Source organism: Geomonas sp. Red32, from assembly GCF_023652955.1.
Classification (GTDB): domain Bacteria; phylum Desulfobacterota; class Desulfuromonadia; order Geobacterales; family Geobacteraceae; genus Geomonas.
In genome coordinates, this window is record NZ_JAKLOY010000014.1 from 18085 (window position 1) to 43757 (window position 25673).

At 62.9% G+C, this 25673-nt stretch carries 25 protein-coding genes and 1 pseudogene; 21 read left to right on the forward strand and 5 right to left on the reverse strand.

Translation table 11 applies throughout. The features are described from left to right. Positions 1 to 51 precede the first annotated feature (51 nt). Positions 52 to 774, forward strand: coding sequence for a BON domain-containing protein (locus L4X63_RS23215; RefSeq protein WP_250681050.1), 723 nt, complete (start codon positions 52 to 54; stop codon positions 772 to 774). Positions 775 to 800: 26 nt separating this feature from the next. Beyond that, positions 801 to 1115, forward strand: coding sequence for a transcriptional regulator (locus tag L4X63_RS23220; protein WP_250681051.1), 315 nt, complete (start codon positions 801 to 803; stop codon positions 1113 to 1115). 169 nt (positions 1116 to 1284) lie between these two features. On the opposite strand, the gene L4X63_RS23225 is transcribed toward L4X63_RS23220, so the two are convergent. The 3 genes from L4X63_RS23225 to L4X63_RS23235 form a co-directional block, all read right to left on the reverse strand. Next, on the reverse strand, positions 1285 to 1722 hold the full coding sequence (locus L4X63_RS23225; RefSeq protein ID WP_250681052.1) for an archease: 438 nt from the start codon (positions 1720 to 1722) through the stop codon (positions 1285 to 1287). A 19-nt stretch (positions 1723 to 1741) separates the two neighbouring features. Beyond that, entirely contained in the window at positions 1742 to 3199 is a 1458-nt protein-coding gene (locus tag L4X63_RS23230) for an RtcB family protein (protein ID WP_250681053.1), read from the reverse strand. 107 nt (positions 3200 to 3306) lie between these two features. Next, entirely contained in the window at positions 3307 to 3495 is a 189-nt protein-coding gene (locus tag L4X63_RS23235; protein ID WP_250681054.1) for a GSU3473 family protein, read from the reverse strand. Positions 3496 to 3718: 223 nt separating this feature from the next. Between L4X63_RS23235 and rpsA the strand changes: the two genes are divergently transcribed. The 3 genes from rpsA to L4X63_RS23250 all read left to right on the forward strand — a co-directional run bounded on the left by rpsA (position 3719) and on the right by L4X63_RS23250 (position 6806). Beyond that, on the forward strand, positions 3719 to 4924 hold the full coding sequence (rpsA, locus tag L4X63_RS23240; RefSeq protein ID WP_250681055.1) for a 30S ribosomal protein S1: 1206 nt from the start codon (positions 3719 to 3721) through the stop codon (positions 4922 to 4924). A gap of 12 nt (positions 4925 to 4936) precedes the next feature. Next, the gene (locus L4X63_RS23245; protein ID WP_250681056.1) at positions 4937 to 5161 is read left to right on the forward strand and encodes a DUF3820 family protein; all 225 of its coding nucleotides are present in this window, start codon (positions 4937 to 4939) and stop codon (positions 5159 to 5161) included. A 985-nt stretch (positions 5162 to 6146) separates the two neighbouring features. After that, positions 6147 to 6806 (forward strand): protein-L-isoaspartate(D-aspartate) O-methyltransferase, encoded by a 660-nt coding sequence (locus L4X63_RS23250; RefSeq protein ID WP_250681057.1) that lies wholly within the window; start codon positions 6147 to 6149, stop codon positions 6804 to 6806. A 6-nt stretch (positions 6807 to 6812) separates the two neighbouring features. Here the strand turns inward: L4X63_RS23250 and L4X63_RS23255 are convergent, their stop codons facing one another. Then, positions 6813 to 7724, reverse strand: coding sequence for an RluA family pseudouridine synthase (locus L4X63_RS23255; protein ID WP_250681058.1), 912 nt, complete (start codon positions 7722 to 7724; stop codon positions 6813 to 6815). 56 nt (positions 7725 to 7780) lie between these two features. Here L4X63_RS23255 and L4X63_RS23260 point away from each other — a divergent pair, with 56 nt between their 5' ends. Continuing rightward, entirely contained in the window at positions 7781 to 8170 is a 390-nt protein-coding gene (locus tag L4X63_RS23260) for a hypothetical protein (protein ID WP_250681059.1), read from the forward strand. On the opposite strand, the gene eno is transcribed toward L4X63_RS23260, so the two are convergent. Next, positions 8160 to 9449 carry a phosphopyruvate hydratase gene (eno, locus tag L4X63_RS23265; protein ID WP_250681060.1) on the reverse strand — a complete coding sequence of 430 codons (1290 nt, stop codon included), beginning with the start codon at positions 9447 to 9449 and terminating at the stop codon, positions 8160 to 8162. The genes L4X63_RS23260 and eno overlap by 11 nt on opposite strands. A gap of 241 nt (positions 9450 to 9690) precedes the next feature. Here eno and L4X63_RS23270 point away from each other — a divergent pair, with 241 nt between their 5' ends. The 15 genes and pseudogenes from L4X63_RS23270 (at position 9691) to cas6 (ending at position 25461) form a co-directional block, all read left to right on the forward strand. Continuing rightward, positions 9691 to 12078, forward strand: coding sequence for an HD family phosphohydrolase (locus L4X63_RS23270; RefSeq protein WP_250681061.1), 2388 nt, complete (start codon positions 9691 to 9693; stop codon positions 12076 to 12078). Further along, complete coding sequence (ybeY, locus tag L4X63_RS23275) at positions 12041 to 12430, forward strand: rRNA maturation RNase YbeY (protein ID WP_502799945.1); 390 nt, start codon at positions 12041 to 12043, stop codon at positions 12428 to 12430. Before L4X63_RS23270 ends, ybeY begins: the two co-directional genes overlap by 38 nt. Before the next feature lie 30 nt (positions 12431 to 12460). Further along, a complete protein-coding gene (locus L4X63_RS23990) occupies positions 12461 to 13168 on the forward strand; it encodes a diacylglycerol kinase (protein ID WP_250681063.1) in 708 nt (235 codons plus the stop codon). Positions 13169 to 13210: 42 nt separating this feature from the next. After that, on the forward strand, positions 13211 to 14074 hold the full coding sequence (locus L4X63_RS23285) for a hemolysin family protein (protein WP_250681064.1): 864 nt from the start codon (positions 13211 to 13213) through the stop codon (positions 14072 to 14074). Beyond that, positions 14071 to 15597, forward strand: a pseudogene (lnt, locus tag L4X63_RS23290) (apolipoprotein N-acyltransferase); the annotation flags it as partial. The gene L4X63_RS23285 and the pseudogene lnt, both read left to right, overlap by 4 nt. Positions 15598 to 15858: 261 nt before the next feature. Beyond that, a protein-coding gene (gene prfB, locus L4X63_RS23295; RefSeq protein WP_250681065.1) for a peptide chain release factor 2 occupies positions 15859 to 16975 on the forward strand; the annotation gives its coding sequence in 2 pieces (ribosomal slippage) (positions 15859 to 15927 and positions 15929 to 16975; 1116 coding nt in all). Positions 16976 to 17051: 76 nt separating this feature from the next. After that, positions 17052 to 17885, forward strand: coding sequence for an NlpC/P60 family protein (locus L4X63_RS23300; protein ID WP_250681066.1), 834 nt, complete (start codon positions 17052 to 17054; stop codon positions 17883 to 17885). A gap of 160 nt (positions 17886 to 18045) precedes the next feature. Continuing rightward, positions 18046 to 19287: a DUF1015 domain-containing protein gene (locus tag L4X63_RS23305; RefSeq protein WP_250681067.1), complete on the forward strand. Its 1242-nt coding sequence runs from the start codon at positions 18046 to 18048 to the stop codon at positions 19285 to 19287. Between the two features lie 74 nt (positions 19288 to 19361). Further along, the gene (locus L4X63_RS23310) at positions 19362 to 19832 is read left to right on the forward strand and encodes an FKBP-type peptidyl-prolyl cis-trans isomerase (protein ID WP_250681068.1); all 471 of its coding nucleotides are present in this window, start codon (positions 19362 to 19364) and stop codon (positions 19830 to 19832) included. Between the two features lie 76 nt (positions 19833 to 19908). Next, positions 19909 to 20847, forward strand: coding sequence for a DUF4140 domain-containing protein (locus L4X63_RS23315; protein WP_250681069.1), 939 nt, complete (start codon positions 19909 to 19911; stop codon positions 20845 to 20847). An 88-nt stretch (positions 20848 to 20935) separates the two neighbouring features. Continuing rightward, on the forward strand, positions 20936 to 22216 hold the full coding sequence (locus L4X63_RS23320) for a class II fructose-bisphosphate aldolase (protein ID WP_250681070.1): 1281 nt from the start codon (positions 20936 to 20938) through the stop codon (positions 22214 to 22216). A gap of 72 nt (positions 22217 to 22288) precedes the next feature. Then, complete coding sequence (locus L4X63_RS23325) at positions 22289 to 22663, forward strand: PilZ domain-containing protein (protein ID WP_250681071.1); 375 nt, start codon at positions 22289 to 22291, stop codon at positions 22661 to 22663. Next, positions 22656 to 23450 (forward strand): HD domain-containing protein, encoded by a 795-nt coding sequence (locus L4X63_RS23330; protein ID WP_250681072.1) that lies wholly within the window; start codon positions 22656 to 22658, stop codon positions 23448 to 23450. The genes L4X63_RS23325 and L4X63_RS23330 overlap by 8 nt, the downstream gene beginning before the upstream one ends. A gap of 79 nt (positions 23451 to 23529) precedes the next feature. Then, the gene (locus L4X63_RS23335) at positions 23530 to 24498 is read left to right on the forward strand and encodes a Tim44 domain-containing protein (protein ID WP_284694800.1); all 969 of its coding nucleotides are present in this window, start codon (positions 23530 to 23532) and stop codon (positions 24496 to 24498) included. Positions 24499 to 24585: 87 nt separating this feature from the next. Beyond that, positions 24586 to 25461, forward strand: a complete 876-nt coding sequence (gene cas6, locus L4X63_RS23340; protein WP_250681073.1) for a CRISPR system precrRNA processing endoribonuclease RAMP protein Cas6 — start codon at positions 24586 to 24588, stop codon at positions 25459 to 25461. Positions 25462 to 25673 lie beyond the last annotated feature (212 nt).

A 25673-nucleotide genomic window follows, 5' to 3' on the forward strand; every position in this document is an offset into this window, starting at 1 on the left:
GATACATCGTCCCCGGCGTCAGCGCGGCAGCCACCCCGGAAGGAGGAAGCCATGATTCGTGCTGAAGAGGTCATCGGAACTATCCAGGCCGCCATGGAACGCGAGCCCCGTATCAACGTCCACAGTAACGCCATTCAAATGACCTTTGCCGACGGGGTGGTCACCCTTACCGGCGAAGTCGATGGCATCGCGGCCAAGAAGCTTGCGATGGAAATCGCCGCCTCACCCTCCCCGGTCTCGGGGATCGTCGACCGCCTCAGGGTGGAGCCTTCGGAGCGGATGGAAGACGGCGCCATCCGGGACCATGTCTGCGACGCCTTGATCGAGGAGCCGGCCTTCAAGAACTACACCCTCCGGGCAGTGGTGAAACAGGAGATGGAACTGCTCCGGGTGCTGGACGATCCCAAGCGGGTGATGGAGGTCGAGGTAAGCGACGGGGTAGTTACCCTCAACGGCAGCGTCGAGAGCCTCTCCCATAAGCGGCTGGCGGGTGTTCTTGCCTGGTGGGTTCCCGGCTCGCGGGACGTGGTGAACGGGATGGAACTTTCCTACCCCATGGACGATAACGACGATGAACTTGGTGACCTGCTTCGGCTGGTTCTGGAGAAGGATCCCATGGTCAACGCCTCTCAGGTCACCATCCATTGCCGGAACCGGGAGGTGACCCTGGAGGGGGCGGTGGCCTCCGAGAGCAGCAGAAGCGCCGCTGAGAATGACGCCTGGTTCGTGTTCGGTGTCGACAAGGTCGTCAACAACCTGCTGGTAACCGGGTAGCTTCACGCTGGGTGGATGGGGGTGCCATGAAGAGCCACGCCAAGAGGCCAACGACCCCGGTGGAGAGGCCGGAGACCTTGAGGCAGGAGATCGTTGCCCTGCTGACCGGGGAGATACTTACCGCGAAGGATCTCTCCGGTCAGATGGGGATATCGGAAAAAGATGTCCTGGACCACCTCGAGCATGTCCGGACCGCGTTGCAAGGAGAGCTTGCGGTGGTTCCCGCCCAATGCCTCGACTGCGGTTTCGAGTTCCGCAAAAGGGAACGTCTCAAGGCCCCTGGCAAGTGCCCGGTCTGCCGTGGCGAACGCATCACCGATCCATCCTTCACGATACGCTGAGCTACCGAAACCGCCCCAGGCCGCCGGTTACCGGGCAGATGGGCCGCCACAGTGGATGCAGGATGGTAAGGAGGATTAAAAAGGAGAGGCAGGCTGGCCCGGGATAGGTGGTGGCGGCGAGTCCCGCGGAACCACCACCTTCCGGGTGTGTCATCGATGGAGCACTATTCTATACGTCAAGAACCACGGTGGACCGCCACCCCGTATCCACTTTCTCCAGAGAGAATCGCAGCATGGTGACCGCCTTTACGTCGGTTTGCACCCGATGGCGCTTCGGCTCAATCTGTTCTCCCTCGAGGACCCCCGTCACCTTGAACCCTTTGCCGGTGGCGGTGGCGGTAATGGCGAGCCGGGCCGGGAGGAGGAAGAGCCTGCGGGCGTCCTTGTAGAAGATCAGCTCGTTGAGAAAGTCGAAGAGGAGCATCTCCTCGCTGCCCTGCTCCAGTTCGACGTCAACTTTCACGCTTGGCCGGATCTCGTTCGGATCCTCCATCATCACCTGCAGGGTGGCCCTGGCGGCGTCGGTGAAGAGTTCCACCAGGGTACTTCCCCAGGCGTTGAAGGCGATGTCGGCGGCGGCGATGTCTCCGCGGTACTCGTACGGCATGTCGTCCTCCCTGGGACCGCTACCCCTTGATGTTCCCGATCGGCACCAGCTTGGCGACCCGCTTGCTGAGGCCCGCCAGTTCGGTGGTTTCCACCACCTCGTCGATGTTCTTGTAGGCGGCACCAGCCTCCTCCGCGAGACCGCCGAAGGAGTCGGTCCGGACGTAGATTCCCCTGGCTTCCATGTCGCGCTGAAGCTGGTCGCCGCGGAAGCTTTTCTTGGCCTGATGCCTGCTCATGCTCCTGCCGCTGCCGTGGGCGGTGGTATAGAAGGTATCGATCCAGCTCTCCATCCCGGCCATGAGGTAGGAGCCAGTCTCCATGCTCCCGCCGATGATGACCGGCTGTCCGGTCTTGCGGTAGCACTCGGGGATGCCGTAGCCGCTCGGGGGGAAGGCCCTGGTGGAACCTTTGCGGTGCACCAGTAGTTCGCGGCGGTGGCCGTTGACGATGTGGTTTTCCAGCTTCGCCGTGTTGTGGGCCACGTCGTAGACCATGTTCATGCCGAGCTCGTCCGGGGAGCGCTGGAAGACCTCCGAAAAGACCTCCCTGATCCGGTGCAGGATCACCTGGCGGTTGGCGAAGGCCATGTTGACCGCGCACTTCATGGCGCTGAAGTAAGCCTGTCCCTCGGGGGAATGGAAGGGGGCGCAGGCCAGTTCGCGGTCGACGATTTTGATCCCGTATTTTCGCTCCATCACGGAGAGGAAGACCTTAAGGTAATCGGTCGCGACCTGGTGGCCGAATCCCCGGCTGCCGCAATGAAACATCACCACCACCTGGTTCGGGATGGCGAGACCGAAGGCCGCGGCGCGCTCCGGATCCATGATGTTCTCCGGCTTAGCGACCTGGATTTCGCAGTAATGGTTGCCGCTTCCCAGCGTGCCGAGCTGGTTGTAGCCCCGCTCGATCGCCTTTTTGCTGATGGTCGAGGCATCGGCGCCCGAGAAACAGCCCCCCTCTTCGGTCATCTCCAGGTCCTCCGCAGTGGCGAAGCCGCGCTTGAGGCACCAGCGCGATCCCTGCTCGAGAACCGAGGCGAACTCGTCCTCGTTTAACCGCACGGAGCCATGGCACCCGACACCGGTAGGGATCCGGTTGAAAAGGCGGTCCACGAGGTGGTGGAGTTTCGGGATCACCTCGTCCGCCGTAAGGGTGGTGAGCACCAGCCTCATCCCGCAGTTGATGTCGAAGCCGATCCCTCCCGGGGAGATGACCCCGCTGTCCGGATCCATGGCCGCGACACCGCCGATCGGGAAGCCGTATCCCCAATGGCCGTCCGGCATGCAGTAGGCGTAATGCTGGATGCCGGGGAGGGTCGCGACGTTGGCTACCTGCTCGAAGACGCCGGCGTCCATTTCGTTGATCAACTTTTCAGTGGCGAATATCCGCGCGGGAACGAGCATCCCCTCTTTATGGGTGATGGGGAGTTCCCAGATCGTGTCGGAGACCCGTTTCAAAGCCGACGGCAGAGTCATGACCGCCTCCTGCGTCCATGGTAGATTACCGGTTTATCTTACCATAGATCCGCAGGAGGGGATGGGGCGCTCCCGGAGAGGGGGGGCGGGGAGGGGGACACCGTGATCTACGCTATCTCCCGCACGATCTTTGGAGGTGGAGGGGGAGAGGAGAAGGTCAGTTCCTTGGCTTCGCTCTTGACCCAGTCCGCGGACCTGTCATACCCTACAATCAATCCTGTTTCTACCAGGCGCGAAAGTTGATGGTCGTCGACGATGTCGTAGGTGAAGTCATCGTAGCAGACAAGTATTCCCATAATTCCCCCTTTTACTGGCGCTGTCAGATCGTCAACAGTAACCGTATCGGCCGTGGGTGTTTCTGCCTTTAACGTGAATCTGTCTCCCATCGATGTTTGTGGTAGACTTAGCGAAATGAAAAAGTGAAGCAAGCTCTGAGGCAAGCCGGTTGACAAGGGCGCAGGGAGACCTGTATGCTCACGGACTACCGAAGAGCTACCAATACTGGATGAGGTACTGACAATGGATAACGAGCACAGGGAAGAGATGGAGACCGAAGAGGAAAGTTTCGCCGAGATGTTCGAGAAGAGCCAGAAAGACACTGGCCGCTTGAGCCCTGGTGACAAGGTGGAGGCCACCGTTCTCAAGATCGCCAAGGATTGGGTGTTTCTGGACACCGGCCGCAAAGGGGAAGGGGTCCTCGACATCAAGGAGTTGACCGATGCCGACGGTAACGTAACCGTCAATGTTGGGGACAAAGTCACCGCTTGGTTCATCTCTTCGCGCAACAACGAGATGCGTTTCACCACCAAGATCGGTGGCAAAGGTGCTGCCGCTGCCGGCAACGCCCAGCTCGAGGAAGCGTTCGCCGCGGGTATCCCGGTGGAAGGTGTCGTCGAGAAAGAGGTCAAGGGGGGCTTTGAGGTCAAGGTTGCCGGTTCCCGTGCCTTCTGCCCGTTCTCCCAGATGGCCCTGAGAAGGGTGGAGGACAGCCAGGCCTTCGTCGGGAAGCAGATGCAGTTCCGCATCACCGAGTACGCCGAAAATGGCAGGAACATCATCCTCTCCCACCGCGCCCTGCTCGAGGAGCAGCAACGGCAGGAGAAAGAGGCTCTCAAGGAAACGCTGAAGGCCGGCGACCGCGTGCGCGGCACCGTCACCTCGCTGCGCGACTTCGGTGCCTTCGTCTCCATCGGCGCGGTCGAAGGGCTGCTGCCGGTCTCCGAGATCGGCTGGACCCGGGTCAAGCACGTATCCGAGGTTCTCTCGATCGGGCAGGAGGTTGAAGTCGTGGTGAAGGCGGTGGACTGGGATAAGGAGAAATTCTCCTTCTCGCTCAAGGACACCCTTCCCGATCCCTGGGAAGAGGCGGCCAAGGCGTTCCCGGAAGGCTCCTTCCACAACGGCAAAGTGGCACGTCTCACCCCGTTCGGTGCCTTCGTTACGCTGGCCAGCGGGATCGACGGACTCATCCACATCTCCAAGCTTGGTGCCGGCAAGAGAATCCAGCACCCCCGCGAGGTACTCTCCGAGGGGCAGGAGATCGAGGTGAAGGTTGAGGGGGTTAACCGCGAGCAGCGGAGGATCTCGCTGTCGCTGGCATCGGTAAGCCGTGCGGAGCAGGAGCAGAGTGAGAGCATGGAGGCCTTCCGTAAGGCCTCTTCCGAGGCTCCCAAAGGGATGGGAACCCTCGGGGATCTGTTGAAAGCCAAGTTCCCGAAGAAGTAAAAGAGGCCGGTCTTGGAAGAGATAACTCCCGATCCCGGTTTTCTCGTCAAGCTGGTCCGGACCAGGATGCCCTTTGGGAAGTTCGCGGGTCTCATGATCGCCGACCTTCCCGAACCGTACCTGGTATGGTATCGGCAGCAGGGGTTCCCCGAAGGGGAACTCGGCGAGCTTTTGCAATGCATGTACGAGATCAAGGCAAACGGCCTCGAATACCTGCTGGAGCCACTCCGCCGTTAATTCATTTATTTGGCTGCAAAAAGGCCCTCCTGCCGCACTCGGCAAGGGGGCCTTTTTCTTTCAGGCGGCGTGGGGATGATCTTACCGCATCCATTCCACCCTGACCATGCGCTGGTCGTGGCTCCATTGATAGTGGAGCTCTCCCTTCTGTGATTTGTACACCTCGCGCCCGAGTTTCTGGGCCAATTTGCCATCCGTGGTAGTGACGGTTGCGACCCTCCTCGTCGCGGATCTCCATGATGTGGCCTATGGGGGTCTTATCGCGGTGTTTGGCCTCCTCCTGCTTCATGGTGTTGAGGGTCTCCTCCTTGTGCGAGGAGAGGTACGGCCCCGAGAGAGTCACCAAAGCGGCCGCGTCGTCCGCAAAAAATGAAAAGGGCGCGGTGCTTTTAAGGCCGCGCCCTCTCATAACGTAACTGGCCCTCAATATCTGAGATGCTTTATCCTTATCCGTCGGTGTAGGTGTCTGGGGTCGGAGGGCATGCTCCTGTCAGGACCATGATCAGCTTCCGGTGGCCCCGTCGTACCTACCCTTTTTCAAGCGGTGATTACGCGCCTGGCGGATGAGATTTGCACGCCTATCGGCTTCATCTCCTTGAGTGCCAGCTACTATCTCCAGAGTGCCGTATGGATTTGTGGGTAACGCGCACTTTTGTAAAGCATGTCCCCGGAAAACGCTTCAGGCCTTTCCCTTTCAGGACGGGCACACCACGTCTGAAACCTGGGAACAAAAGTGGATAAGTATCATCAGGTTTCCCAACGCATCCAATACGTGTACTCCAGAGTTTCGTTTCAAAGAACCTCTCTTCTACGATTTAAGTGTACTACTCCCCCCTAAGAGAGTCAACACTCTCTTTAGTTCTACGCTCCTGCTTAACATGCCGCTATTGCGCGGTTTTTAGCGGGCAGCCGTGCATCGGAGAGGGGCGCTCCGGTTGTTCGGCCCCCTTCGTGTGCTACAATTAAGCGTCCCACGGAGGATGCCATGACACGCTATCTAGAGCAGGAATTGGCCGGACAGAAGCAGCGGATGATCGACCTGGATCTGGTGGCTCGCGGCATTCGCGACCAGGCGGTGATCAGGGCCATACGGGAGGTGGCGAGGGAGAATTTCGTTCCGGACGAGCTTCGCTACCACGCCTACGACGATAACCCTCTCCCGATCGAGGACGGGCAGACCATCTCGCAGCCTTACATCGTCGCCTACATGATCGAGGCGCTTCAGTTGGGCGGCCGGGAGCGGGTGCTGGAGATCGGCACCGGGTCGGGGTACGCGGCCGCGGTGTTGAGCCGCTGCGCATCCGAAGTGTTCACGGTGGAAAGGATTCCCGATCTGGCGGAGAGCGCCCGGGAGCGGTTGGCGCGGCTGGGGTACCGCAACGTGCTGGTCCATCTCGGCGACGGTACTCTCGGCTGGCCGGAGCACGCCCCCTACCACGGGATCGTGGTAACCGCCGGGGCCCCCGAGGTCCCGGCAGGACTTATGGAACAACTGGCGGTGGGAGGGCGGCTGGTCATCCCGGTCGGAGCCGTTCCCCATCTGCAGACGCTCGTCAGGGTCCGCAGGGCCGACGAGAACAGTTTTCACCGGGAAGAACTCTGCGCGGTCCGTTTTGTGCCGCTGATCGGCGAACAGGGGTGGTGAGCCCGGCTAGACCTCGATTGCCATCTCGCAGGTAGGGATCTCGCTGAGCGCCTGGAGCAGGGCTTCCTGCTGCTGGGCGGAGAGCTTGGTGAGCAGTGACAAAAGTTCCGCCGGCAGGGGGGCCGGGATCTCGAGTTCTTCGCCGGTGGCCGGATGAACGAGCCTGGTGGTAAAGGAATGCAGGGCGTGACCAGTGAGACCGGTCACCGGCTTTCCGCCGTAGCGGCGGTCTCCGAGAATGGGATGTCCGATCAGTTTGAAGTGCTGCCGGATCTGGTGCATCCGGCCGGTCAGCGGGTAGACCGCGACCAGGGCGGCGCCACCGCCGTTGAAAAGCCTCACGTACCTCGTCAGCGACTCTTTTCCGTCTAACGGGGCATCGATCTCCCCCTTTTTAGGAAGTTTTCCCTCCACTACCGCCAGGTAGAGCTTACCCAACCCTTCGTCCTGCACCATCTTTCCGAACATGCCGGCTGCTACCGCACTCTTGGCAAGAATCACTGCACCCGAGGTTCCCTTGTCGAGGCGGTTGACCGGACGCAGGCGGCCGGTGCCGTCCCTTCTCTTCAGAAACTCCTCGCCCACCTGCACCAGGTTCGCCTCCTCGGGATCGACGGTGCGGTGGACGGCAAGGCCGGCCGCCTTGTTGACACAGAGGATCCAGGTGTCCTCGAAGAGGATGTCCAGCGCCGGAGGGGTCTGACCGAGGAAGGCGGCGGTCTTGCTGCTCTCCTTCAGGTTTACCTGGTCGGAGAGCTTCAAAATCTGGCCCGGCTGGGGGGGCTCGCCGTTGACGGTCAGGTGGCCGGAGGCCAGCAGCTTCTTGAGGTAGGAGGCGTTGGCGCTGGGAAGGAGGTTCCGGAGGAAACTGTCAACGCGGCGGAAATGGTCTTGGGGTTCGATTTGGAAGGTTAACATGGTGGGGAGTATAGCCTCATGAGCCGGGGGACGCAAGGGGGGAGGCGAAGGGCAAGGTGGGCAAGGTGGGCGAGGTGGGCAAGGTGGGCAAGGTGGGCAAGGTGGGCAAGGTGGGCAAGGTGGGCAAGGTGGGCAAGGTGGGCAAGGTGGGCAATGTGGGCAATGTGGGCAATGTGGGCAATGTGGGCAATGTGGGCAAGGTGGGCAAGGTGGGCAAGGTGGGCAAGGTGGGCAAGGTGGGCAAGGTGGGCAAGGTGGGCAAGGTGGGCAAGGTGGGCGAGGTGGGCGAGGTGGGCGAGGTGGACGATGTGGACGATGTGGACAGCCGGCGGCGGCAGCGGGGCGTGACAAGAGGCCAAAGGGACGGGAGGGGCGCAAAAAAAGGCGCACCCGGGTGGGGTGCGCCTTTTGGGGCATGCGCTAGCTGCCTTCTTTCTACTTCTTGAGGTTGTAGAAAACTTCGGCGCCGCGGAAGATGGCTACTTCGTCGAGCTCGTCCTCGATCCTCAGCAGCTGGTTGTACTTGCAGACGCGGTCGGTACGGCAGAGGGACCCGGTCTTGATCTGGCCGGCGTTGACGGCGACGGCCAGGTCGGCCAGGGTGGTGTCCTCGGTCTCGCCGGAACGGTGCGAGATGACGCAGGTGTAACCGGCGCGCTTGGCCATCTCGATGGCGTCGAGGGTCTCGGTCAGAGTGCCGATCTGGTTCAGCTTGATCAGGATGGAGTTGGCGATCCCTTTCTTGATCCCTTCCTTGAGGATGGAGGGGTTGGTCACGAAGAGGTCGTCACCCACGATCTGGATCCGTTTGCCGAGGCGGTCGGTGAGAAGCTTCCAGCCGTCCCAGTCGTTTTCGGCCATGCCGTCCTCGATCGAGACGATCGGGTACTTGTTGACCAGGTTCTCGTAGAAATCCACCAGCTGTGCGGCGGTCTTCTTCGGCTCCGGCTCGTTCTCGAGGGTGTAGACGCCGTTTTCGAACAGCTCGGAGGAGGCGACGTCGAGGGCGAGCAGCACTTCCTCGCCCGGCTTGTAGCCGGCCTTGACGATGGCTTCCATGATGACTTCCAGGGCCTCTTCGTTGGACTTCAGGTTGGGAGCGAAACCACCTTCGTCACCGACGGCGGTGTTGTACCCTTTGCCTTTCAGTACGGACTTGAGGGCGTGGAAGATCTCGGCGCCCATCCGGAGGGCTTCCTTGAAGCTGGAGGCGCCGGCCGGCATGATCATGAACTCCTGAATGTCGACGTTGTTGTCGGCGTGGGCCCCGCCGTTGATGATGTTCATCATCGGCAGCGGAAGCTCTTTGGCGTTGGCGCCGCCGATGTACTGGTACAGCGGCACGCCGACTTCTTCGGCAGCAGCCTTGGCGACGGCCAGCGAGACGCCCAGGATGGCGTTCGCGCCCAGGCGGCTTTTGAAATCGGTCCCGTCGAGATCGAGCATCCGCTTGTCGATCCCGGCCTGGTCGGTGGCGTCCATGCCGGTGATTTCGTCGGCGATGATGTCGTTCACGTTAGAGACTGCCTTTTCGACACCTTTCCCAAGGTAGCGCCCCTTGTCGCCGTCCCGCAGTTCGAGCGCCTCGCGCTCGCCGGTGGAAGCCCCGGAGGGAACCGCAGCTCTCCCCATGGCACCGGAATCGAGGAATACTTCAACCTCGAGGGTAGGATTACCCCTCGAATCAAGGATCTCCCTGGCGTACACGTCGGTTATCTGGCTCATCTCTCCTCCCCTGTGTGAAATTAATGATAAACGGGGCCTGCCCGTTAATGGAATCCGTGTTATATAACATATCTGATGGCAAATGGAAGCTGTTTTGCTAAATATTTGCTAACTTGTGCCCGGGAAAAGCGGTGCCCAGCATAACTTCGTTTAGATTGACAGTGCTCTGGCAAACGAGATATATTCGCACCTTGCCTCAAAATCGCACTCTCCGTCCCAACATGCGGGAAATACCGAGATAATGCCCACCGACGCCGGCGAAAAACAGAAGATCCAGCAGAGCTCCATCCTGCGGCTGGCCACCCGCTGGCTGGAGAAGGTGGCGGAGTACTTCGCCGGTGAGGTCACCGACCGGCGCAGCCGGCTGGTACTGCTGTATCTAACCGCCTTCTTTCTCACCCTGCTCATCATTCCGAGCCCCCAGTTCCTCTCGGTCAATTACCGGGAGGGGGACATCGCCACCTCCGATATCCGCGCCACCCAAGATTATCTGATCGAGGACCTCCTCCTCACGGAGAAGAAGCGTGCAGAGGCGGAGGGGACCGCCCCCTTCGTCTACAGTCTGGACGCCAACGCCAACATCGAGATCATCCGCCGCTTCGACGACGCACTAAGGCTGATCAGGGAGAAGAAGGATCAGCCCGACGGCGGCAGGCTGGCGGTTGCCTCCGCCCTCTCGCTGGAGGTCTCACCCGCTGAGTTCGCCGCCCTTTGCCGGATCCGGCAGGAACGCCCCTTCCTCTCCGAGCTCGGCAGGCACCTGGCTCCCCTCTACCGCCAGCGGATCGTTGCCGACGCCGTCCGCTTCGCCTCCGACCGCCGTCACGGCATCCTGGTGATCGACCAGGGGACCAAGCAGGAGGTGGCGGGAGGAGACTATTCGACGGTGGTGGATCTCGGCGCCGTCCGCCGTCAGGCCGCCTCGCTCAAGTTTTCCCAGTTCACCCACCCCGGCGACCTCCAGGCGGTCCGTGGGGTCGTGCAGCGGATGATTTCCGCCAACCTGACCTACGACCGGGACGCCACCGACGACAAGAAGGCCGAGGCGCGGGCCGCCGTCCGTCCGGTCCTCTTCCGGATGAAACGGGGCGAGATGATCGTCCGGGTCGGCGAACGGGTTTCGGCCGAGCAGGCCCTGAAACTCGAGAAGATCTTCAAGACCCGCAGCGTCACGCCGCTGCTCACCGGGGTGGGAATCTACGGGCTGGTGCTCGTTTTAAGCTACGCCCTCTACCGCTTCGGCAGGAAGAACATCCGCAAGTTCAACCCGACTGGCAAGGACATCCTGCTCCTCTCCCTTTTGACGGTGGTGAATTTTGCCATCCTCAAGCTGGTCTTCGCCGTTTCCACCGCCTTGGGGGGGCTCTTCCCCGGGGTCGACACCGCGAGCTACTTCTACCTTTTCCCGTTCGCCGCCAGCGCCATCATCGTGAGGATCATCCTCAACTCGGAGGTGGCCCTGGTCTACTGCGCGGTCTGCGCGCCGCTCACCGGCCTCATGCTCAACAACTCCCTCCAGGTTGCCGTCTACGCACTCTTGGGAGGGGTCGTGGGCGCCCACGGCGTCCGCCAGTGCAAGGAGCGGGGGACCATCTACTCGGCCGGCATCAAGGTGAGCGTGGTCAACATGGCGGTCGCCCTCTGCTTCCATATCTACGGCGACTCCCCCTTCTCCATGCAGGCCGTCTACTGCCTGCTCTTCGCCTTCTTCGGCGGGATCATCAACGCCGTCTACGTGTCGGGAACCATCCCGCTCATCGAAGCGCTCTTCCAGTACACCACCGACGTGAAGCTTTTGGAGCTCGCCAACCTCAACTCGCCGCTTTTGCGGGAGCTGATGATCCGGGCCCCGGGGACCTACCACCACAGCGTGCTGGTCGGTAACCTCGTGGAGGCCGGCGCCGAGGCGATCAGCGCCAATCCGCTTCTGGCCCGGGTGGCCGCCTACTACCACGATGTTGGCAAGCTGAAGAAGCCGCAGTACTTCATCGAGAACATCGGGGACGGGGAGAACCGCCACGACAAGCTCTCCCCCAGCATGAGCGCGCTGATCCTCATCTCCCACATGAAAGAAGGGGTCGAGCTCGCCCGCGAGCACCGGCTGGGACTCCCGATCATCGAGATCATCCGCCAGTCTCACGGTACCTCGCTCATCAGCTATTTCTACCTGAAGGCCAAGGGGATGGAGACCCCGGGGAGCCCTCCGGTGGACGAGCGGGACTTCCGCTACCCCGGCCCGAAGCCGCAGACCAGGGAGGCCGGCCTCGTGCTTTTGGCCGACTGCGTGGAGGCCGCCTCGCGCACCCTGACCGACCCGACGCCGGCCCGGATCCAGGGGCTCGTGCAGAAGATCATCAACAACATCTTCATCGACGGCCAGCTCGACGAGTGCGAGCTGACGCTTAAGAACCTTCACGAGATAGCCAAGAGCTTCAACACGATACTTTCCGGGATCTACCACCACCGGATCGACTATCCGGAGCCGGCCTACAAGGAGCACAAGGAGAACAAGATTGGCAAACGAGGTCCAGAGGATTGCGATAGCGAACCGCCAAAGGCGGATAACGGTCGGGAAGAAGGAACTTCGAAGGGTGGCGCAGAGGATCTTAGACGCCTTGGGATGTCCTGAGGCGGAGCTCTCGGTCACCGTGGTGGGGGACCGCGCCATCCGGGTCATGAACCGCGACTACCTGGGCCGCGACAAGGCCACCAACGTGATTTCCTTTGCCATGCAGGAGGGGGAGTTCGGCACCATCAACCCGAACGTCCTGGGCGACGTGGTTATTTCGGTCGACACGGCGGCCCGCGAGGCCGAGGAGTCCGGCCAGACCTTCCTGGAGCGCTTCTATTTTCTCCTCATGCACGGCATCCTGCACATCAACGGCTACGATCATGAGCGCAGCGGCGAGGCCGAAGCGGCCCGCATGGAGGCCAAGGAGCGCGAGATCTTCGCCATCCTCCAGGAGGAGAGGCTTGTCTAAAGCGGCGGGCCACACAGCCGGAGGAGCCCGGTGAAGCCCACCCGCTTCATAGAATCGGTCAACTGCGCCATCGACGGCATTCTCTACACCGTCCGGACGCAGAAGCACATGCGGCACCACTTCGTCGCCGCGCTGCTGGTATTGACCTTATCGCTCCTTTTCCGGGTCACCGCGATGGAATTCATGCTGCTGGCGCTGGCCATCTCCTTCGTGCTGTTCGCTGAACTATTGAACACCTCCATCGAGGTGGTGGTTGACATGATCTCGCCGCAGTTCCATCCCCTGGCCAAGATAGCCAAGGACGTGGCCGCCGGAGCCGTGCTGGTGGCGGCCTTCGGGACCGCGGTGATGGGATACCTGGTGCTCTCCAAGTACCTGTTCCCGCTGCACAGGGGGATTCTCGCCATGGTAGGAACCGCATCGGAGCTGGGGACCGTGGTCTCCGTCATCCTGGTGCTTATCGCCGTCATCATCCTGAAGGCCATGACCGGCACCGGTACTCCCCTGCACGGCGGGGTCCCGAGCGGCCACGCAGCGGTCGCCTTCTCCATCGCCACCTCCATCTCGCTCAACACCCAGGACCCGCTGGTGTCGTTTCTCTGCTTCACGCTGGCGGTCATGGTGAGCCACTCCCGCCTCCTGTTGAGGATCCACAGCGTGCGGGAGGTGGTCTTCGGGGCGGTGGTGGGTACGGTGATGACGGTGGTGGTCCTCGTTCTCTTCAAGGGGATCGGTTGATACGCAAGAGAAAACTGCAGATAAAACGGAGGGGTAACACACTTGGATGACGATAACGGACGCAAGGGGCAGGGGTTGATCGAGTCGATCGGGAGACTCTTGTCCGGCAAGAGGAAGGTTACCGAGGCGGAGATCCAGGAGATCATGGACGCCGGCGAAGAAGAGGGGGTCATCAACCCCGAAGAAAACGCCATGATCCGCTCCATCCTCGCACTGGGCGACACCGTGGTCCGGGAAATCATGCTTCCGAGGACCGACATGGCCTGCGTCGCCATCGGAGAGGATGTCACCAGCGTCCTGCAGTCCATCATAGCCAGCGGCCACTCCCGTCTCCCGATCTACGAGGGGACCATCGATAACATCATCGGGCTCATCTACGCCAAGGACCTCCTCAAATACTGGGGGCAGGCGGTCGACCAGATCGAGCTGAGGAGCCTGATCCGTCCCCCCTTCTTCGTCCCGGAGACCAAGAACCTGGAGGAGCTGCTCCACGACTTCAAGAAGCGCCGGGTGCATATGGCAGTGGTGATCGACGAGTACGGCGGGACCGCCGGCCTGGTCACCATCGAGGACCTTCTTGAGCAGATCGTGGGTGACATCCAGGACGAGTACGATACCGAGACGGAGCGCTACACCGTGGATGCCGAGGGTGTCCTGGTGGCCGACGGCCGGCTCCCCATCGAGGAGCTCGAGGAGCACTTCGACATCGTGGTGGAGCGCGAGAAGTTCGAGACCCTCGGGGGGCTGATCTTCCACCTGATCGGGAGGATCCCCCTGGTGGGCGAGGTGGTGGAAAACGCCGAGCTGAAGATGACCGTGCTGGAGGCTGACGAGCGGAGGATAGCCAAGGTGCGGGTGGTCAGGCGCGAGCCGGGACCGCAGGAAAAGGATAGCGAAGGACCGTGAAGAGCATACCCCAGCCCCCCGCCCCGGCGGTGAGGCTGCCCTACCTGTTGGCCGGGCTGTCCGGCCTTTTGCTGGCCGCCTCTTTCCCGAGGCCCGGCTTTTCCGCGCTGGCTTGGATCGCCCTGGTGCCTCTTTTCGCGGCGGCATCCCGGGTGCCGGCCAAAGACGCCTTTAAATTGGGGTTCACCGCGGGAGTCACTGCCTACGCCGGCATCCTCTACTGGCTCAACATCGTGATGACCGGCTTCGGCCACCTTCACTGGACCGTGAGCGGCTCGCTGTACCTGATGCTGGCCGGCTACCTGGCTCTCTACCCGGCGCTCGTCCTCTGGGTTTCCAAACGGGGAGAGGAAAAGGGAATCCCTCTCCTTTGCTCGTTTCCGCTTTTGTGGGTGGCGGGGGAACTGCTCCGCGCCCATCTTATGACCGGTTTCCCGTGGGCCTTGCTCGGCTACACGCAGTTCCGCACGCTGCCGCTCATCCAGGTGAGCGACCTGACCGGTGTCTACGGCGTGAGCTACCTGGTGGCCTTCGCCAACGCGGTGTTTTACCGGATGTGGCGCTGGGTGAGGGGGCGGGACCCGCGCTACCCGGTCACCGCGTTCCTGACTCTGCTCCTTTTGCTGGCGGCGACCCTTGGCTACGGCTTCACCGCGCTCCAGCGGAGCGAAACCGGCCCTCTCCAGCGGGTCCTCCTGGTGCAGGGTAACATCCCCCAGGACCGGAAATGGGACCACGCCTACCAGGAGCAGACGGTGGCGGCCTACGAGCGGCTGTCCCGCCGGGGCTGCCAGGGTCCCGGTACCCTGGTGGTCTGGCCCGAGAGCGCGCTTCCCTTCTACCTGGAGAAGGAACCGGCCTACGCCGCGAGGGTGAAGAAGCTGGCCGCGGAGCTCAGATGCTCCCTGGTCACCGGGAGCCCCGCCTCCGAGCGGGACGGTGGAGAGCTCAGAAACCTGAACAGCGCCTTTCTGATCTCGCCACAGGGCAGGGTGACGGGGAGAAGCGATAAGCTCCACCTGGTCCCCTTCGGGGAATACGTGCCGCTCAGCGGCCTCCTTCCCTTTATCCACAAGCTGGTGCCGGGAAACGGGGACTACTCCCCCGGCAAACGGGCGGTCGCTCTTGAGACCCCCTCCGGCAAGGTCGGGGTGCTGATATGCTTCGAGGGGATCTTCCCCGGGGTGGCGTGTGACTACCTTTCCGCCGGGGCCGGACTGCTGGTCGCCATCACCAACGATGCCTGGTTCGGGAACTCGTCGGCCCCCTTCCAGCATCTCTCGATGACCGTCTTCCGGGCGGTGGAGAACCGGGTTCCGCTGGTGAGAGCTGCCAACACCGGGATCTCCTCGGTGATCGACGCCAAGGGGCACATCCGCGGGATGACCCCGCTCTTCGAGGAAGCCACCCTGGCCGGCGAGGTCCGGCGCGGGGAGGGGGGGAGCTTCTACAGCCGCCACGGGGATCTCTTCGCCCTGGGGTGCCTGGCGCTTTCGCTCGGGATGGCACTCTTCATCTTCAGGGGAGGGCGGCCAAAGGAGGATGCCGTGGCTACAACGACTGACGAGAGTTACCCGATCCCTTCCGATGAAAGGGACAGCCTCGCCGACCACATTGGCGACGACCTCGGTGACCATCCTGGCTACCGCATGGCCGGCCACGACGATGGCCATCAGGAGGATCACCCCGGCGATTCGCCTTGATCCCGTAGAGCCCGCCCGAGAAACGACAACCATCCGCCGGCCCTGGCCGGCGCCGGATTTATTCATACAAAGGAGCAAACGATGTTCAGAGAAGAGATTGCCAAGGTCGAAGGGCTCGCCGAGCGTATCAACAAGCTTCGGGGGTCTCTTTGACGTCGACAATAAAAAAGAGCAGATGCAGGAGCTCGAGGAGCTAACCAACCGTCCAGATTTCTGGAACGATGCCGATAAGGCACAGAAGATCCTGAAAAACCGGATGGCGATGGAGAAGGACGTCACCACGTGGGAGGCGCTGGACCGCCAGGCCCGCGACATCCGGGAGCTGATCGAACTCGGCAGCGAAGAGGAGGACGAGGCGACGCTGGCCGAGGTGGCCGCCATGAACGGCGAGCTGGAGAACGGGGTGACCCAGGCGGAGTTCCGCCGCATGCTCTCCGGCCCCCACGACAGCTCCGGCGCCTTCGTTTCCATCAACGCAGGCGCGGGGGGGACCGAATCGCAGGACTGGGCCGAGATGCTCCTCCGGATGTATCTCCGCTACTGCGAGAAGAAAGGGTGGAAGACCGAGATCACCGACTTCCAGGCGGGAGAGGAGGCCGGCGTCAAGGGGGTCACCTTCGCCGCCACCGGCGAGTTCGCCTACGGCTATCTCAAGGCCGAGGCGGGGATCCACCGGCTGGTGCGGATCTCCCCCTTCGACAGTAACGCCCGGCGCCATACCTCGTTCGCTTCGGTCTTCGTCTTTCCGGTCATCGAGGAGGAGGACATCGACATCAAGATCTCCGAGAGCGATCTCCGGATCGACACCTACCGCTCCTCGGGCTCCGGTGGCCAGCACGTCAACACCACCGACTCCGCCATCAGGATCACCCACCTCCCCACCGGGATCGTGGTGGCCTGCCAGAGCGAGCGGAGCCAGCACATGAACAAGGCCACCGCCATGAAGGTGCTCCGTTCCAAACTTTACGAGCTGGAGCTCAGGGAACGGGAGGCGAAGGCGGCCGACATCGCCGGCGAGAAGAAGGAGATCGGCTGGGGTAGCCAGATCCGCTCCTACGTCCTGCATCCCTACAAGATGGTCAAGGACCTGAGGACCGGGGTGGAAAGCGGCAATCCCGATGCGGTGCTCGACGGCTCGCTGGAGGAGTTCGTGGTCCCCTACCTCATGGGGGTCCGCCGGGAGACCAAGGACATATAAGCCCCGGAGAATAGTGGACTACTCGATTTTAAATGAAGAGCGGCAAGGACGCCGTATCGATAAGGACCTTTTTCAAATGTTCCACAGCATCAAAGCACTAACCGTCTGTTTGCTCCTCCTCGCCTCGGTCACCACCGGTTGCGCTACCGAACGCGCCGGCCGCACGGAGCGCGCAGGGATCAAGAACCTCGGCTTCGCCATCCAGGTGGGGGCCTTCCACGAGGTCCGGAATGCCGAGCGCCTCGCCCGCAAGCTGCAGGAGAAGGGTATCGAGGCCTTCTACTTCAAACGGGAAAACGGCATCTACGCGGTCCGCTTCGGCGACTTCGACAAGCGCGAGGACGCGAGCCGCACGGCCAGGAAACTCGTCAAGGAGCGGGTGATCACCTCCTACTTCATCGCCGCCCCCCAGCAGCACGTATCCCTCGCCACCAGGGAGCCCTCCCTCGAGAAGGCACCTTCCCCCTCCATCACCCCGCGGCCGCGCCCGAAGAAGATCGACAGGGGTGAGCTGCCTCCCCCCCGGCGCGAGCGGAGCGACATGGGAATGATCGCGGCAAAGACCGCCGAGCGTTTCGTCGGCATCCCCTACCGCTGGGGCGGAGATACCGTGGTGGACGGCATGGACTGCAGCGGCTTCGTGCGCGCGGTCTACAACCTCTGCGGGGTCAACATCCCGCGCACCTCCCGCGAGCAGTTCCGGGTGGGGGACGCGGTGGGACGGGATGAGCTCAAGGAGGGGGACCTGGTCTTCTTCGGGAGCTCCGAGGAGCAGATCAACCACGTCGGGATCTTCGTCGGCAACGGCCGCTTCGTCCACGCGCCGCGCCGCGGCGACGACATCAAGATCTCCACCATGGACGACTCCTACTTCCTCAAACACTTCGTGGGGGCCAAGCGGTACTTCTAGAGGGCGGGAAGGCGATTTTTCATTAGGAAACGATGCCGCGAAGGTTGACACCGGCCTTGTAAAGATGTAAGAACCCAGACTGGTGCGTCGCGTCCTCATGACAGGCGGACGCCAACGGGATTAAGGCGCGAGCCGGCCCGCAAGATCGACAGGAGCAGGAATGGCATTCATAAAACCGTTCAAGGGCGTAAGGCCCAAGAAGGAGCTGGCCGAGAAGGTGGCCGCTCTTCCCTACGACGTGATGAACACCCGGGAGGCCAGGGAGATGGCCGCCGGCAATGAGGTGAGTTTCCTCCATATCTCCCGTCCGGAGATCGACTTCCCGGAGGGGGTGGATGAACACTCCGACGAAGTCTACCGCAAAGGGTACGACAACCTGCAGGCCCTTTTGGCCAAGGGGGCCCTCGTGCAGGACGACGGGGAGCGCTACTACGTCTACCGCCAGAAGATGGCCGGGCTCACCCAGACCGGTCTGGTGGTCTGCTCCGGGGTCGACGACTACCAGGACGGGACCATCAAGAAGCACGAGCTGACCCGCGCCGACAAGGAAGAGGACCGCGTCCGCCACATCGACATCCTCAACGCCAACGACGAGCCGGTCTTCTACACCTACCGCCACGACCCGGAGATCACCAGGGCCATCGCCAAGGTGACCGGGGGGGAGCCGCTCTACGATTTCACCACCGGCGACGGCGTATCCCACACCCTGTGGGCCATCGCCGACGCGGTCCTCATCTCCTGGCTCACCGAGCGCTTCGCCGGCATCCCGACCCTCTACGTCGCCGATGGCCATCACCGCAGCGCCGCCGCCAGCCGGGTCAGGGATCTCCGCAAGGGGGCCAACCCCAGCCACACCGGCAAGGAGGAGTACAACTACTTCCTCACCGTCATCTTCCCCGACGACGAGATGACCATCATGCCGTACTACCGGGTAGTCAAGGACCTCAACGGCAGGAGCATCGCCGAGTTCATGGCCCGGGTGGCCGAGCGCTTCGAGGTCTCCCCGGTACCGGTCTCGGTCGCCCCGGACCACCGTCACCAGTTCGGCATGTACCTGGCCGGCAAATGGTACGAGCTCTCTCCCCGCGAGGATTCCTTCAACGAGGAGGACCCGGTCGCCTCCATGGACGTCTCCATCCTCCAGGACAACCTGTTAAGCCCGGTGCTCGGGATCCGCAACCCCCGCACCGACCAGCGTATCCACTTCGTGGGGGGGATCCGCGGCATCGGGGAGTTGGAGCGGGTGGTCGACTCCGGGGAGTACGAGGTCGCCTTCTCCCTCTTCCCGACCTCCATCGAGGAGCTGATGGCGCTGGCCGACCAGGACAAGATCATGCCCCCCAAGTCGACCTGGTTCGAGCCGAAGCTGAGAAGCGGGCTCTTTTTGCACCTGCTGGACTAGCCACAACCCGTGCGCGGGAGCAGATAGCGCACACGAGATTCACCAAATAGAAGAAAAGGATTGATGGAGGATTGATGCGTAACGTTGAAAAGATCATGGTCCTTTTGCTGCTGATTGCCGCAATCGTCATTCCGGCCTGCTCGCAGAAGGAGACCGCCGTCGCCCCGGACAAGGGGACGGCTGCCGCCAACGCCCCGGCCGGCGCGGTGAAGACCGCTTCCGGCCTTTCCTACACCGACCTCGTGGAAGGGAAGGGGCCTGCCCCCACTCCCGGCAAGATGGTCACCGTCCATTACACCGGCACCCTGGTCGACGGCACCGTTTTCGACAGCTCGGTCAAGCGCGGCCAGCCCTTCTCGTTCCCGATCGGCACCGGCCAGGTGATCCCCGGCTGGGACGAGGGGGTCATGACCATGAAGGTAGGTGGCAAGCGTAAACTGATCATCCCTCCCCAGCTTGGCTACGGTGCCTCCGGGGCCGGCGGGGTGATCCCTCCCAACGCGACCCTGATCTTCGAAGTGGAGCTTTTGGACGTAGCGAAGTAGCGCCGTTCCCCTCCGCTTGAAAAGCCATCCTCCCGCGGTACATTTGTAGCTTCGAATCTGCCTCGGGGGGTGGCTTATGCGACTGGTCCCGTTTGTCTTCGCGCTGGTTTTGCTGGCCGTTCAGACCCCGGCCCTGGCCGGCCAAAGGAGGGTCACCTACTACCTGGACGGCGTCCGCGTCGAGCAGCAGGTGGCCGCCGCTAAAGGGTACCTCGAGTATCCGCTTCCCGGCCCCTTCACCGCCGGGTCGCTGCGGGTACGGCCGCTCGGGGGAGGGGCTATCCTCCGGGTTGAGGTGGCTCCCGCTGCCCTAAGCCCCCGTCAAAGCCGGGAGCTGGCCCTGCTCAAGAAGCAGCGGACCGAGCTTAAAGACCGCCTCGAGCTCCTCACCCGCCGGGAGGAAATCTTCGCCGCCGCCGTCAAGAGCCAAAGCGGCAAGGCGCCGCGGGCCAGCAAGAGCAATCCCGACCCGGTCGCCTCCCTCAACCAGGGGACCGACTTCGCGCTCGCCAGGCTGGACGGGGTATCCCGGGCCAGAAAGAGCTGCGAGCGCTCGCTGGAATCGGTGGAGCGCAGACTGGCTATCCAGGAGAAAACGGGGCAAGTCGCCCGGGTCTGGCTGACCGCGCCGCGGGCCGCCGTCTCCTACCTCGCCAGCGATGCGCACTGGACCCCCAGCTACCTTTTCCGCTGGGCAGGGGACAAGAGCGGCGAGCTCCTGCTTCACGCAAGGATCCCGGCCCCCGGCAAGGGGGTGACTCTCCTGGTTTCGGCCGGCACGGTGAGCCAGGGAGCCGCTCCCCGCGAGGTGAGCGGCGAATTCCCGCTCTTGGCCCGCTATCCGCTGATGCTGGTCAAGGGGGGACGCGGCGACTCCCGCCCGCTCTCCTTCTCTTTCGAGAAGGTGGCCGCGGAGCTTCCGCCCGGCGAGGCGGCGGCCTTCTGGGGTGGCGAATACCTGGGGCGCGGACGGTTTGCCGGCGGAACGAGCTGCGAGGTGGCGATCGTTGAGTGAAGAGACTTGCCTTTGCAGTATTAGAATGCTATAAGATGTGTCGCTTTTGCAGTGCAATGACGCTTACTACATAGGAAAAGGAGGGGATATGTCTTCTACTTCGGATTTCACCAAGGCTCTCGAGGTCGGCCGTCCGCCTAACGTCGCCAAGCTGTTTCCCAACTCCAAGGCACTCTTGGTCAGCGGCAAGGTCATCGACCGCGCCATGAACGCCAAGGGGCATGCCCTGGCGCTGGCCGCCAACGGCCGCAACCACTTCGTGATCCGCGGGGTGCTGGCCGCCGCCCAGCGCGCCAACGCCGCCGTCCTCATCGAGATCGCCAAATCCGAGGGTGGCCAGAAGGCGTACTGCCCGGTCAACTACTGGAACATGGCCCGCCAGGTCGACGCCGTTTGCAACGAACTGGGGGTCACCGTCCCGGTTGCCATCCATGCCGACCACTACGGGATCAAGGGGGCCGCCGACGTGGCCGCCGCCAAGGTCGAGATCCCGAGCATGTTCGACGCCGGCATCACCTCCATCGCCATCGATGCCTCCCACCTTCCCGACGAAGACAACCTGCTTGCCAACCTGGAGCTCAACAGCTTCATCCCCGCCTGGGCCGGTCTGGAGACCGAAGTCGGCGAGATCAAGGGTAAAGAGGGGCTCTCCACCGTGGCGGAGGCACTCTTCCTGATCCGTGGCTTGAACGCCCACGACGTCTTCCCCGACTGGATCGCCCTCAACAACGGCACCACCCACGGGATCGAGGCCTCCGACGCCGGCATCCAGGTCGAGCTGACCGCCGAGATCCACGAGGCGATCAAGCAGTACGGCGTGAACGGCGCCCAGCACGGCACCTCCGGCAACTCCTACGACCGGCTGCGCCAGATCGCCCAGAAGACCCGCACCACCAAGGCCAACGTCGCCACCGCCCTGCAGTTCGTCTCCTGGGGGCTGGAGGTGAACGAGTACGGCAACGCCAAGCTCGACGCCGACGGGAAGTTCATCAAGGTGAAAGGCGAGGGGATGACCGAGGAGATGTGGGCCGAGATGGTGGCCTTCGCCGACTCCAAGGGGTGGAAGAAGGGGGACTACAAGAACCTCAACCTCCCGTTCGAGAACAAGCTCCTGGCCCAGCCGAAGGAAGTCCGCGAGCGTATGTGCAAGCGGGTCGAGGAGTTCGCCTTCCAGCTGATCACCCAGGTCTTCAACTCCGGCGACACCGCACCGCTCGCCATCGGCGCCATCCTCAAGGCCGGCTCCTACGATCTCGGCCCCAAAGGGAAGCGGGTCGAGAACCCGGCCGAGTGGACCAAGGAAAAGCTGGCCCAGCAGGCACAGGGGCTCTCCAAGGACAAAGGGCCGGCCGGCAACTTCGAAGACTAGGCCTTACGGTTCAGGACAGTACAAGAAAAGGGGGCCCTCGCCCCCTTTTTTTACCGGCGTGAGGAGGACATCATGGAAGAGAGGCGGAACTTTTCCCGGGTAGAGTTCAGGGTGTCGGCGCTGCTGCAAACGGACGGAACGGTCATCAAGGGGGACGTCAAGGACCTGAGCCTGCATGGCCTCTACCTGGAGACCGATCAGCATCTCGAACCGGGGACCCCGGTAGAGATCACCATCTACCTCTCGGCCTCCTCGGTCCCGGTGGTCATCAACGTGAAGGGTGAGGTGGCCCGCCTGGTTCCGGGCGGGATCGGCTGCCACTTCGACAAGATGGACGCCGATTCCTTCGCCCACCTCCGGAGCATCATCACCTATCAGCTCGCGGACGACGAACGGGTGATGTCCGAGTTCTCCGACTACCTGATCAAGAAGGGAAAAGATGCCTGAAGAGCTCCCCGTGCCGGATCTGGCTTCCCTCGCGAAGTGGTTCGACACGTTCTGCGCCTCCTACCGTAGCGACGACGGCGCGGCGCAGCGTAACTACGATCTCAAGGCCCTCCATACCCTCAAGGTCCGCGAAGGCGCCCGTCTCATCACCAGCGAGGGCGATCCGCACCGGCAGCTTCTGGCCGAGGCGGCTGCCCTTTGCCACGACCTCGGCAGATTCCCCCAGTACCGCGAATACCGCACCTTCAAGGACAGCGAATCCTTGAACCATGCCCATCTTTCCGCCCGCATCGCCGGCGAGGCGGGAGTGCTCGACTTCCTCTCCAAACCCGAACGGGAGAGCGTGCTGACCGCGGTCCGGCTCCACAACGTCTACCAGATCCCGGCCGGCCTCTCACCGGAGGCGGAGGATCTGTTGAGAGTGGTGCGGGACGCCGACAAGCTCGACATCTGGCGGGTATTCATCGAGTACTTCTACGCCCCCGAGGGGGATCGTGCCTCGGCCGCCACCCTTGGCTTCCCCGATCTTCCGCTCTGCTCCCCCGAGGTGCTCGGCGATCTCTCCCGGGGAAAGCTGGTGAGGCTCGCCACCGTGAAAACCGTCAATGATTTTAAACTGCTGCAACTAAGCTGGCTTTATGATATTAATTTCCGGAGTACCCTCGCTTTAATCAGCGAGCGGGGACTCCTCGATGAGCTCGCCTCCACCCTTCCCCCGTTCGATGCCGTTCAACAGGCGGTCGCCGATGTGCAGGGGCATCTCAAGCGGCGCCTTTCGCTCCCTTGACTTCCCGCCTGCCGATGATTAGCTTTCTCAGCGTGCGCAATGGTGCGCCCCTGACCGCAGTACAGAAAGGAGCATGATGATGAAACGTGGTCTCCGGATTTTCTTCATACTCGCCGCACTTTCGCTGAGTGTGCTGACCGCCCTGGACCAGGACGCTCACGCCCGCGCCGGTGGTGGGCGCTCGATGGGGAGCAGGGGCTCGAGAAGCTACATGAGCCCGGTGGCCCCCCCCTCCCAGTCACCGAACCGTCAGCAGTATTCTCCTTCGACCCCTTCGCCGGCGGCCCCGTACCAGCAGCCTGCTGCCCGTCCGATGGGCGGCTTCGGGAGAAGCTTCCTGGGCGGCCTGGCCGGCGGCGTGCTGGGCGGCATGCTCTTCCGCTCGCTGGGCTTCGGCGGCGGCTTCGGCGCCGGCGGCGGTGGGATCGGCCTCTTCGATATCGTCCTGCTCTTGGGGATCGGCTACCTGATCTACCGCTTCGTGGTAAGGAACCGTTCCCGCCAGGAGAGCTACGACGGTAGCGGCCGGGTCGTCAACATGAGCGACTACCAGCAGGATGCCGTATCCGGCGGCGGCTACCGCGAGATCAACGCCCGCAACGAGGTGGAGGAGGGGCTCTCCTACATCAGGCAGATGGACCCGGGGTTCGACGAGAAGCGCTTCAGCGACAGCGTCATGGACAGCTTCTTCAAGATCCAGGGGGCGTGGATGAACCGCGACCTCTCCGGGGTCTCCGCGCTGTTGACCGACGATATGCGGCGGATCCTGCAGGGAGACATCGACACCCTGCTGCGCGAGAAGCGGGTCAACCGCCTGGAGAACATCGCGGTGAGGAGCGTCGAGGTCTCCGAGGCGTGGCAGGAGAGCGGCCAGGACTTCGTCACCGTCATGATCTACGCGAACCTCCTCGACTACACGACCGACGATACCACCGGCCAGGTGGTCTCCGGGAGCAAGACCGACCCGGTGAAGTTCGAGGAGTACTGGACCTTCACCCGCCCGGTCGGCAACAACCCCTGGAAGCTCTCCGCCATCAACCAGGCGTAGAGTCCATCGTTTCCCGCCTCCTTCCCCGGGGGCCGGCGCCGCGCAGGGTGCCGGTCCCTTGGGGAGCCGCCGGGGAAGAGAAACCTCGTGGAACTGCACTACCTCAAACTCATCTTCACGGTCATCCTCCCAGACTCCCCCCCGGACCCGTACGCCCTTTTCGCCAGCCGTTCCGGCTTCGAGACCGCTTTCCGCCAGATCCTCGGCTGCCGGCGGGGCGAGTGCGCCGGATGCCGCGACCAGGCCGGCTGTCCCTTCCCCTCGAGCTTCGGACAGCAGCTTGCACGCGACCCGGAGGCGGTACGCCGCCACCAGAAGCCGCCGCTCCCCTTCGTCTTCCGTTTTCCGCTCCTGCCGGAGGATGCTCCCCGGGAAACCCGCTGCGAGTGCTCCCTTACCCTGTTCGGTACCGCCATCCAGCACTCTGCCGGCTTTCTCGGCGCCGCCCGTCTCCTCATCGAGGGGATGGGGGGGCGGATCGCCGCCATCGAGGCGGAGTGTCCCGGGGGAGGGCGGACCGTGGTGGCCGAAGGAGGGGAGCCGGAGCTTCCGCTTCTCGGCTCGCTCGATCCCTCCTCGTGCGGACCGCTTCCCGCCGACCGGCTGACCCTGCACCTGGTGACTCCGCTCAAACTGGTGAAGGATGGCCGTCTTCTGCAGGCCCCCGGCTTCTCCCACCTGGCCCGCGCCCTCATGCGCCGGATCTCCGCGCTTGCCTACTACTACGAGGGGGTGGAGGCGGAGCTCGACTACGGATGGCTTTCGGGACGAAGCGAGGCGGTGCGGACGGTGGCCAGCGAATTCCGGATGGTGACCGCGGGGGGACGCCAGCTCGGCATCCTCGGGAGCGCCACCTTTCAGGGGGAGCTGGAGCCGTTCCACCTCCTCCTGCAGCTCGGCCAGGCCACCCAGCTCGGCAAGAACGCCTCCTTCGGCTTCGGCGCCTACCGGCTCGAAAGCTGACCCCGCCCGCCAGCTCCCCTCCCGCACTCCCCGGATTCTTCGAACTCGCGCACTCATGTGCTCAAACACTCACGCACTCATGCATTCGCGCAGTCGCATTCGCGAACTCGCCGAAGTTCCGATCCAGCACCCGCGCCGTTTGGCACTTTCCTTGTAATGTCTCCCTTTTCAGTTAAAATCCCCTAGTGTCCTCCTCATCTTCCTTCCGGAGC

Excerpts from the sequence above, each read along its gene's own strand:
- L4X63_RS23215 (WP_250681050.1), top strand. The coding sequence starts at position 52 with ATGATTCGTGCTGAAGAGGTCATCGGAACTATCCAGGCCGCCATGGAA.
- L4X63_RS23220 (WP_250681051.1), top strand. The coding sequence starts at position 801 with ATGAAGAGCCACGCCAAGAGGCCAACGACCCCGGTGGAGAGGCCGGAG.
- L4X63_RS23225 (WP_250681052.1), bottom strand. The coding sequence starts at position 1,722 with ATGCCGTACGAGTACCGCGGAGACATCGCCGCCGCCGACATCGCCTTC.
- L4X63_RS23230 (WP_250681053.1), bottom strand. The coding sequence starts at position 3,199 with ATGACTCTGCCGTCGGCTTTGAAACGGGTCTCCGACACGATCTGGGAA.
- L4X63_RS23235 (WP_250681054.1), bottom strand. The coding sequence starts at position 3,495 with ATGGGAATACTTGTCTGCTACGATGACTTCACCTACGACATCGTCGAC.
- rpsA (WP_250681055.1), top strand. The coding sequence starts at position 3,719 with ATGGATAACGAGCACAGGGAAGAGATGGAGACCGAAGAGGAAAGTTTC.
- L4X63_RS23250 (WP_250681057.1), top strand. The coding sequence starts at position 6,147 with ATGACACGCTATCTAGAGCAGGAATTGGCCGGACAGAAGCAGCGGATG.
- L4X63_RS23255 (WP_250681058.1), bottom strand. The coding sequence starts at position 7,724 with ATGTTAACCTTCCAAATCGAACCCCAAGACCATTTCCGCCGCGTTGAC.
- eno (WP_250681060.1), bottom strand. The coding sequence starts at position 9,449 with ATGAGCCAGATAACCGACGTGTACGCCAGGGAGATCCTTGATTCGAGG.
- L4X63_RS23270 (WP_250681061.1), top strand. The coding sequence starts at position 9,691 with ATGCCCACCGACGCCGGCGAAAAACAGAAGATCCAGCAGAGCTCCATC.
- L4X63_RS23300 (WP_250681066.1), top strand. The coding sequence starts at position 17,052 with ATGTTCCACAGCATCAAAGCACTAACCGTCTGTTTGCTCCTCCTCGCC.
- L4X63_RS23305 (WP_250681067.1), top strand. The coding sequence starts at position 18,046 with ATGGCATTCATAAAACCGTTCAAGGGCGTAAGGCCCAAGAAGGAGCTG.
- L4X63_RS23310 (WP_250681068.1), top strand. The coding sequence starts at position 19,362 with ATGCGTAACGTTGAAAAGATCATGGTCCTTTTGCTGCTGATTGCCGCA.
- L4X63_RS23315 (WP_250681069.1), top strand. The coding sequence starts at position 19,909 with ATGCGACTGGTCCCGTTTGTCTTCGCGCTGGTTTTGCTGGCCGTTCAG.
- L4X63_RS23320 (WP_250681070.1), top strand. The coding sequence starts at position 20,936 with ATGTCTTCTACTTCGGATTTCACCAAGGCTCTCGAGGTCGGCCGTCCG.
- L4X63_RS23325 (WP_250681071.1), top strand. The coding sequence starts at position 22,289 with ATGGAAGAGAGGCGGAACTTTTCCCGGGTAGAGTTCAGGGTGTCGGCG.
- L4X63_RS23330 (WP_250681072.1), top strand. The coding sequence starts at position 22,656 with ATGCCTGAAGAGCTCCCCGTGCCGGATCTGGCTTCCCTCGCGAAGTGG.
- L4X63_RS23335 (WP_284694800.1), top strand. The coding sequence starts at position 23,530 with ATGAAACGTGGTCTCCGGATTTTCTTCATACTCGCCGCACTTTCGCTG.